This is a genomic window from Aeromonas sp. HMWF016, from assembly GCF_963878195.1.
GTDB lineage: Bacteria > Pseudomonadota > Gammaproteobacteria > Enterobacterales > Aeromonadaceae > Aeromonas > Aeromonas lacus.
Genome location: NZ_CAWNWX010000011.1, coordinates 35,229 through 41,242, shown reverse-complemented (window position 1 = coordinate 41,242; position 6,014 = coordinate 35,229). Strand labels below are relative to the sequence as shown.

Here is a 6,014-nt window from a genome sequence, read left to right as displayed (position 1 = left end):
TCACGGTGTAGATCCAGGTGGTCGGCGCCCCCTTCTCGGGGTGGTATAGGCGCGCCTTCTGCCACACCAGCAGCATGGTCTCCTGCACCAGCTCCATGGCGTTGGCCTCGCTGCCGAGGTGACGCAGGCCATAGCTGCGAATGCGCGGTGCAAAGTGTTGGAACAGACGGGCAAAAGCAGCCTTATCGGCCTGCTCTGCCACCCTGATCAGCAGAGATTTGAGGTCGCCATCCGGGTTATCCATCACGGGCGAGGTCCTGCGTATGGTCGAGTGTGGTTGGCCAGTATATGCCATTGCGCCATCCCTTTGGTGTGCTGTCGAACGTGCTGTGGTAATGACTGGTACGGCCCTGCGGCGCTGACGGATCAGCAGGTCAGGAAAAAATCAGTGGCTGGCCACCAGTACCCCTTTGAGCAGGGCGATGGCGGGCTGATTGTCGGCAGCGGCCAGCAGCAGCTGCTTCTGTTCTGGCGGGATCGGCAGCACCTCCAGCCAGCGCTGCGCCACCCAGTTGCCATCGTCCCAGCGGGGCGCGGGATAGAGGGCGGCATAGTCGGGATAGTCGGCAAATACCTCCCGCAGCGCATCGACCAGCGGCAGCTGATCGGGATGGAGCCGGCGGGGCGGCCATGCCGGCAGCGAGGTTACCTCGCCGATACGCAGGCCGTCTGGCTCCTGCCACAGATCCTCTATTTGCACCCGCTCCATCCCCTGCACCGTGATCCCCAGCATGCCGTCCGGCAGCCGGTCGAAATCGATGATGGTGACCCGGGTGGCGATGGGCAGCATGTTGCGCAGAGCGTCGGGCTGGCGCGGATCCACCATGCAGAGGGCAAAGCCCGCCTCCCCCGCTTCGGCCACCATCCGCAGGTATCTGGGCTCGAAGATCCGCAGCGGCATGATGCCGCCGGGCAGCAGGTGGGCTGATAGGGGAAACAGTGCCAGTCGCATCACAAACTCCTTGCTGGGTTACGACTCTAGGTACGTGCAACAGCCAGCAGGAGATCAGTGTCGGGAAAAACCCTTAACAATCAGGGGAAATAGCCTGGACAAGGCGCTTCGATATGCAGTAGAAATGGATAAGCACCGTAATTTCCGTCCAATATTCTGGAATATGGCGCCAAACGCAGTGAAATATCCGCCCGACAGCGAGCGGCGGGTCATCCCTATAGTTTTCTCGAGCCGATGCGGGTAAAATTCACGCCCTTATATATCAGTCATTTTTCGACGCGCAACCTTGGTGGTCAGTTATGAAAGAGCATATTCATCATCTACTTGAACAAACGGTAGCCAATCTCAAGTCAGCAGGCGTCCTGCCGGCGGACCTGGAAGCCCGCGTGCAAGTAGACCGATGCAAGGAAAAAGCTCACGGTGACCTGGCCACCAACCTGGCCATGCTGCTGGCCAAGCCGGCCCGCAAGAATCCCCGTGAGCTGGCGGCGGCCATCATCGAGCACCTGCCTGCCTCTGACCTGATCGCCAAGGTCGAGATCGCCGGTCCCGGCTTCATCAACTTCTTCTTCGACCAGCGCTGGCTGGCCGGTCAGGTCGAGGCCATGGTCGCCTCTGCCAACGCCAACGTGAAGTTGCCGACCCCGCAGACCGTAGTGGTGGACTACTCTGCCCCCAACGTGGCCAAAGAGATGGCAGTGCACCACATCCGCTCCACCGTACTCGGTGACGTGGCGGCGCGTGCGCTGGAGTTCCTCGGCCACAAGGTGGTGCGTGCCAACCACATCGGTGACTGGGGTACCCAGTTCGGCATGCTGATCGCCTATCTGGAGAAGATGGCCAACGAGAGCGCCTCCGACATGGAGCTGCGCGATCTGGAAGCCTTCTACACCCAGGCCAAGCGTTGCTACGACGAAGACGAAGCCTTCGCCGAGCGCGCCCGTAACTACGTGGTGAAACTGCAGGGTGGCGACGAGTACTGCCGTACCATGTGGAAGAAGCTGGTCGACATGACCATGGAGCAGAACCAGCGCAACTACGACCGCCTGAATGTCTCCCTGACCAACAAGGACATCATGGGCGAGTCCATGTACAACGACATGCTGCCGGAGATCGTTGCCGACCTGAAAGCCAAGGGGCTGGCGGTCGAGAGCGAAGGCGCCACCGTTGTCTTCCTGGACGAGTTCAAGAACAAGGATGGCGAGGCCATGGGCGTCATCATCCAGAAGAGCGATGGCGGTTTCCTCTACACCACTACCGACATCGCCTGTGCCAAATATCGTTACGAAACCTTGGGCGCCGACCGGGTCATGTACTTCATCGACTCCCGTCAGCACCAGCACCTGATGCAGGCCTGGGCCATCACCCGCAAGGCGGGTTATGTGCCGGAATCCGTGCCGCTCGAGCACCACGCCTTCGGCATGATGCTGGGCAAGGATGGTCGTCCCTACAAGACCCGCTCCGGCGGTACCGTCAAGCTGGTTGACCTGCTGAACGAAGCGGAAGAGCGCGCCGCCGCCCTGCTGGAGAGCCGCAACAGCGACCTCTCCGCTGAAGAGAAGGCCGAAGTGGTGCACGCTATCGCCATGGGTGCGGTCAAGTATGCGGATCTCTCCAAGAACCGCACCACCGACTACATCTTCGACTGGGATCTGATGCTCTCCTTTGAAGGCAACACTGCCCCTTACCTGCAATACGCCTACACCCGTATTCAGTCCATCTTCCGCAAGGCTGGCGTCGATGCCGCTACCCTGACCGGCAATGTGACCCTGAACGAGGAAGCGGAAGAGACCCTGGCCCAGAAGCTGATCCAGTTCTCCGACGCGGTCAACGGCGTGGCGGACAAGGGTATGCCGCACTTGCTCTGTACCTATCTGTACGAGCTCTCCGGCAACTTCATGACCTTCTACGAAGCCTGCCCGATCAACAAGGATGGCGTGGACGAAGCAACCCGTCAGAGCCGTCTGCTGCTGTGTGCTGCCACCGCCAAGGTGCTCAAGCTGGGCCTCGGCGTACTGGGTATCTACACCCTGGAGCGCATGTAATAGATGGCGACCCGGGATTATGTCGGCAACCGTCCGCGACGTCGCGCGGGCGGTCGCAACACCAAGAAAGCGGCTCCGCGCCGCTTTCCTGTTATCCCGGCCCTGCTGGCCGGGGCGCTGCTGGCAGGCTTTGGCGGCTTCCTCTACATGATCAATGGCAAGGGCCACGATGCCCCGACCATCGAAGAGCAGGTCAAAGCCAACAAGCCAAAACCGCAGAACAACGGGTTGCCTCAGGAGAAGTGGAGCTACATCGAACGGCTTGAGAACAAGCAGGTCGATATCATAGAGCCGCCGACCCAGCCGGGCGTTCTGCCGCCGCCTCCTGCCGATACCATGACCCTGCAACCGGAGAAGCTGCCGCAGCCGGTGCCTACCGACATTCCCCAGCCGGGAACACCGATCGGCCAGCCCAAGCCCTATCAGCCCAATCCGGCGACCACCCCCTCCACCTCCGGTGCGCCGGTTGCCAGCGCCCAGGAGCAGGTGATCGACCGCAAGGCCGAGCGTGAGCGGATGGAGCGGGAGATCCGTGCCGAGCTGGAGCGTGAGCGAGCCGCTGCCGCCAAAGCCCAACCGGCAGCCCAGCCTGCCCAGACCGCAGCCGCCGACAGCGGCCGCTATATGATGCAGTGTGCCGCCCTGCGCTCGCAGGATTCTGCGGAGTCGCTCAAGGCACGCATCGCCTTCACCGCCGGCCTCTCCTCCAGCCTGCAGGTGATCAATGGCGCCAACGGCACCGTCTACAAGGTGATGGTCGGCCCCTTCAACGGCAAGGCCGCCGCCGACGCAGCCAACCGCAAGCTGCAGAGCTCGGGCATCAGCGGCTGCATTCCCAAGAAAGGGTAAGCGCCCGTTTTACCATGAGGGGCCGGGTGGCGACACCCGGCCCCTCTTCTTTGGGCTTCCTTCGCACCCATCGCCCCATCTCGCGCTTATCCCGACCGATTGCAGGCTTGAAAAGCCGTTTTGCCATCCCCATCTTTTCTCCCATGCACAGTCAGGCCGTCATTCGGCTCAAGCGAGGTAAGTAAAGTGACTACCATAGTTTCAGTTCGCCGCAACGGTCAGGTCGTCATCGGTGGCGATGGCCAGGTTTCTCTTGGCAACACCGTCATGAAGGGCAATGCCCGCAAGGTTCATCGCCTCTACAACGGCAAGGTACTGGCAGGTTTTGCCGGTGGTACTGCCGACGCCTTCACCCTGCTCGAACGCTTCGAAGCCAAACTGCAGGCCCATCAGGGTAATCTGGAGCGCGCCGCCGTGGCGCTGGCCAAAGATTGGCGCACCGATCGCGCCCTGCGCCGCCTCGAAGCACTGCTGGCCGTCGCCGACGAGCAAAAATCCTTCATCATCACCGGCAACGGTGACGTGGTGCAGCCGGAGCACGATCTCATCGCCATCGGCAGCGGCGGCAACTTCGCCCAGTCTGCGGCTATCGCCCTGCTGGAAAACACCGATCTGGATGCCAAGAGCATCGTCGAGAAGGCGCTCAAGATCGCCGGCGACATCTGCGTCTTCACCAACCAGCACCACACCGTCGAAGTGCTGGACTATTCGGCCAAGTAAGCCGGCTATATAGCAACCAATTCTCCAAGGGGTGGGCACTGCCCGCCCCTGATACAGGAACTCCATCATGTCCGAGATGACCCCGAGAGAAATCGTCCACGAACTGGATCGTCACATCATAGGTCAGGCCGATGCCAAGCGCGCGGTGGCCGTCGCCCTGCGCAACCGCTGGCGCCGGATGCAGCTCGACGAAGAGATGCGCCATGAAGTGACCCCGAAGAACATCCTGATGATCGGCCCGACCGGTGTCGGCAAAACCGAGATCGCCCGTCGTCTGGCCAAACTGGCCAACGCCCCCTTCATCAAGGTGGAAGCGACCAAGTTCACCGAAGTGGGCTATGTCGGCAAGGAAGTGGACAGCATCATTCGCGATCTGACCGATGTCGCCATCAAACTGGTGCGCGAGACCGAGATGGAGAAGATGAAATACCGCGCCGAGGAAGCCGCTGAAGAGCGCATCCTCGACGCCCTGCTGCCCAACCCGCGCAACACCTGGGGTGAGGAAGAGAAAGCCGACAACTCCAACACCCGCCAGATCTTCCGCAAGAAACTGCGCGAAGGTCAGCTGGATGACAAGGAGATCGAGCTGGAGCTCTCTGCCTCCCCGATGGGCGTCGAAATCATGACCCCGCCTGGCATGGAAGAGATGGCCAACCAGCTGCAGGGGCTGTTCCAGAACCTGGGTCAGAACCAGAAGAAGAAGCGCAAGATCAAGGTCAAAGAGGCCATGAAGGCGCTGATCGAAGAGGAAGCGGCCAAGCTGGTCAACCCGGAAGAGCTGAAGCAGAAAGCCATCGCTGCGGTCGAGAACAACGGCATCGTCTTCCTCGACGAGATCGACAAGATCTGCAAGCGCGGCGAGAGCTCCGGCCCCGATGTTTCCCGTGAAGGGGTTCAGCGCGACCTGCTGCCGCTGGTCGAGGGCTGCACCGTCAACACCAAGCACGGCATGGTCAAGACCGACCATATCCTGTTTGTCGCCTCCGGCGCCTTCCAGATCGCCAAGCCGTCCGACCTCATCCCCGAGCTGCAGGGCCGTCTGCCGATCCGGGTCGAGCTGACCGCGCTCACCACTGAAGATTTCGAGCGGATCCTGACCGAGCCGAACGCCTCCCTGACCGATCAGTACAAGGCGCTGATGGCCACCGAAGGGGTCAACATCGAGTTCACCCAGGATGGTATCCGCCGTCTGGCCGAAGCGGCCTGGCAGGTCAACGAGCGTACCGAGAACATCGGTGCCCGTCGCCTGCACACCGTGATGGAACGCCTGATGGAAGATATCTCCTATGACGCCTCCGAGAAATCCGGCGAGACCTTCGTCATCAACACCGACTACGTCAACGCCCACCTCGGCAAGCTGATTGAAGACGAGGATCTGAGCCGCTTTATTCTGTAAACGCGCCCCTCCCGATAAAACGCCTCCCTTCGCGGAGGCGTTTTTATTTCTC

General features: G+C 61.2%; 6 protein-coding genes. 4 read left to right on the top strand and 2 right to left on the bottom strand.

Annotated elements, in window-relative coordinates; all coding sequences use genetic code 11:
• Together AACS24_RS01300 and AACS24_RS01295 are read right to left on the bottom strand one after the other, a co-directional pair.
• Positions 1 to 244, bottom strand: a 244-nt coding sequence (locus AACS24_RS01300) for a sigma factor (RefSeq protein WP_308810148.1), incomplete at its 3' end; no start/stop codon positions are given.
• Positions 245 to 385: 141 nt separating this feature from the next.
• The gene (locus tag AACS24_RS01295) at positions 386 to 952 is read right to left on the bottom strand and encodes an LON peptidase substrate-binding domain-containing protein (RefSeq protein ID WP_108572119.1); all 567 of its coding nucleotides are present in this window, start codon (positions 950 to 952) and stop codon (positions 386 to 388) included.
• Between the two features lie 299 nt (positions 953 to 1,251).
• Here AACS24_RS01295 and argS point away from each other — a divergent pair, with 299 nt between their 5' ends.
• The 4 genes from argS (at position 1,252) to hslU (ending at position 5,962) form a co-directional block, all read left to right on the top strand.
• A complete protein-coding gene (gene argS / locus AACS24_RS01290) occupies positions 1,252 to 2,997 on the top strand; it encodes an arginine--tRNA ligase (RefSeq protein WP_108572118.1) in 1,746 nt (581 codons plus the stop codon).
• A 3-nt stretch (positions 2,998 to 3,000) separates the two neighbouring features.
• Positions 3,001 to 3,846: an SPOR domain-containing protein gene (locus AACS24_RS01285; protein WP_108572117.1), complete on the top strand. Its 846-nt coding sequence runs from the start codon at positions 3,001 to 3,003 to the stop codon at positions 3,844 to 3,846.
• 186 nt (positions 3,847 to 4,032) lie between these two features.
• On the top strand, positions 4,033 to 4,566 hold the full coding sequence (gene hslV, locus AACS24_RS01280) for an ATP-dependent protease subunit HslV (RefSeq protein WP_033115661.1): 534 nt from the start codon (positions 4,033 to 4,035) through the stop codon (positions 4,564 to 4,566).
• Positions 4,567 to 4,633: 67 nt separating this feature from the next.
• A complete protein-coding gene (gene hslU, locus AACS24_RS01275) occupies positions 4,634 to 5,962 on the top strand; it encodes an HslU--HslV peptidase ATPase subunit (RefSeq protein ID WP_108572116.1) in 1,329 nt (442 codons plus the stop codon).
• Positions 5,963 to 6,014: the final 52 nt, after the last annotated feature.

Coding starts and splice junctions, on each gene's coding strand:
- argS (WP_108572118.1), top strand. CDS start 1,252: ATGAAAGAGCATATTCATCATCTACTTGAACAAACGGTAGCCAATCTC.
- AACS24_RS01295 (WP_108572119.1), bottom strand. CDS start 952: ATGCGACTGGCACTGTTTCCCCTATCAGCCCACCTGCTGCCCGGCGGC.
- hslU (WP_108572116.1), top strand. CDS start 4,634: ATGTCCGAGATGACCCCGAGAGAAATCGTCCACGAACTGGATCGTCAC.
- AACS24_RS01285 (WP_108572117.1), top strand. CDS start 3,001: ATGGCGACCCGGGATTATGTCGGCAACCGTCCGCGACGTCGCGCGGGC.